The 2,339-nt window shown below is 57.5% G+C and carries 2 protein-coding genes; both read left to right on the top strand.

Annotated features, from left to right (window positions below; all coding sequences use genetic code 11):
- Nucleotides 1-433: 433 nt before the first annotated feature.
- A complete protein-coding gene (locus tag U5775_RS38675) occupies nucleotides 434-1,801 on the top strand; it encodes a tyrosine-type recombinase/integrase (RefSeq protein WP_322063395.1) in 1,368 nt (455 codons plus the stop codon).
- A 348-nt stretch (nucleotides 1,802-2,149) separates the two neighbouring features.
- The coding region (locus tag U5775_RS38670; protein WP_322063394.1) for a hypothetical protein at nucleotides 2,150-2,339 on the top strand (190 nt) is incomplete at its 3' end.

The following is a 2,339-nucleotide window of genomic DNA, read 5'->3' as shown; positions in this document are numbered from 1 at the left end:
GAAGATTGGCAATGGTCGCTCTATCGAGGTACACCCATGCTTCTGGGGCGAAACAAAACACCCGACTCGCCGGAGCTGACAATGTGACGCGGCCGGTGCAATTGCCGCGAACGTTCGATCAAGTCCGTGCTGTACGGGGCCGTTCCAACTATTTTCCGGTAACAAGACGGTAACAGGACGCGGAAAAAGAAAAAGGACTTACGGCATGACACCGTAAGTCCTTGATTTTCCTGGTCGAGCGATAGGATTCGAACCTACGACCCTCTGATCCCAAATCAATTTCATACAACACCGCTTTCATCCCGAAGAATCTCAAAAATACCCTGAAGTCCCTTTTCTGACGCGGGTGTGGTAGATTTAAGCATCCGGTTTTATTGGGGTTGCATCCTGCCCCATCCTTGAAATTTGTTGGGGTCAATGTTGGGGTCAAAGATTGGCGAAACTAACGGTTAAACAACTTCAGGCTCTCGGCCCCGCCGACATCGGTTCCACCGTCCGCGACGAAGGCGGACTTTGGGGCCGCGTTCGCAAGGCTGGTGAAGGCGTCAGTGTGACCTTCTGGTATCGCTATCGCTGGCAAGCCAAAACCAGAGATACGGCTGTCGGAACATGGCCTTCCGTCAGTTTGCTCGATATTCGAAAGCATCGCGACATCGCGCGGCTTCTCGTGGCCGATGGCATCGACCCCAACGAACATCGCGAGGCAGCCCGGCGCGAACAAGACGCCGACGCTGCCGCACGCAAGGCCGAAGCCAGGACGGTTCGTGACCTATACGACGCATGGCTCCCCACCGTGAGAGTGAAGCGCGGGAAACGCGGCAGAAAGGACGGTGGAGCGGAAATCACCCGGACGTTTGAGAAGTTCGTCCTGAACAAGATCGGCGGGAAGCTGCTTACCGATCTGTACGCGTCCGACCTTCGCCCCATCCTCACCAACATCTCGGATACCGGCACGAATCGGCAGGCAACCGCTCTGCTGGTAGACCTGAAGCAAATGTTCCGATGGGGGGACCAGAACCAACCGTGGAAGCGCCTACTTGCGAACAGCGATGTTCTGGCCATCAAGCCGGAAGAAATCGTGAGCGGTGACTACGACCCGGTGCGAGACAACGAACGGGATCGCGTGCTTACGGTACCGGAGATTCGTCAACTCGCCACTCGGTTGCCACGCTCCGGCCTGTCTCCAGCGTTACAAAGCGCCATCTGGATCATGCTGTCCGTCGGCTCACGCATTGGGGAAACGACCGTGGCCCGTTGGCCAGACGTGGATCTGGATCGGCGCATCTGGCACATCCCCGCCGAGAGCGCGAAATCGGCAACGCCGCTCGATGTACATCTTTCCGACTTCGCGCATCGGCAGTTTTCCGCCCTATGGGCCACACGCAGCGAATTGGCAGAAGCAGACCGCAGCGACTTCGTATTTCCGTCAGCGAGAGATTGCCTCGTACCGATGAACAAGCAGACGGTCGGCAAGGCCATTGCCGATCGGCAGCGAGCCGATGGCCAGGCGATCAAAGGCCGGACCGATCTGATTGATGCGCTGGTGCTTGAAGGTGGGCAATGGAAGTGTCATGACCTACGCCGAAGCGCCGGGACGCTGATGCAGTCTCTCGGCGTCGCCGAAAGCATCATCCATCGCTGCCTTAACCACGCCCGGTCCGACAAGCTGGATCGCGTCTATCTCCAGCATTCCTATCAACACGAAATGGCCGAGGCTTGGCGCCTTCTCGGAGAGCGACTCGACATGTTGACTAACGCAGACGCAGAGAAAATTGCCGTGCTGAATGTTGTTAATGCTTGAGGCCGCATGCATCTCTTGGCATCCGTTCCGAGACACTGTACGATGGAACTTGCTGGGGTAGCAGACGCTTCCACCAGCCCCGAGTTTGTAAACTGGTTTTTACGGCCCCCGGTGTAGGGGGATTCTCGGAAGTGCCTGGGCCACAGCGCAGACAGGCAGATGTAGTCCCGAGTTGGTAAATCTGATATTTACGGACCTCCAGTTCAGCGAGGAACTCGGCATTACCTGAAGTTCATCAGGCGAATGCTATGTTCCGGTGCACCTTGGATGTCCACACCTTGTTCGGGTGTGCCGGTTGACTAACCTGCGGGTACGCGATAGCGCTTCCCGGCTTTCCGGCACACGAACATGTCTCTTCGGATTTCACACCAGCACGCCCCCTCCGCTATCAAGGCGGAAGCCTCGCTCGCTACGCGATCAAACACCAAATCCAAACGCACGAACGGCCATCAACAGCCCGCGCCAATTTCGCCCGAAGCTCTGGCGGTTGATGCCACCCGCGTCCGCATCCGTCACTGGCTGTTCTTACTTGGCGGCC

The organism is Paraburkholderia sp. J63 (assembly GCF_905220245.1).
Taxonomy (GTDB): Bacteria; Pseudomonadota; Gammaproteobacteria; order Burkholderiales; family Burkholderiaceae; genus Paraburkholderia.
This window is presented reverse-complemented; position numbering and strand designations above follow the sequence as displayed.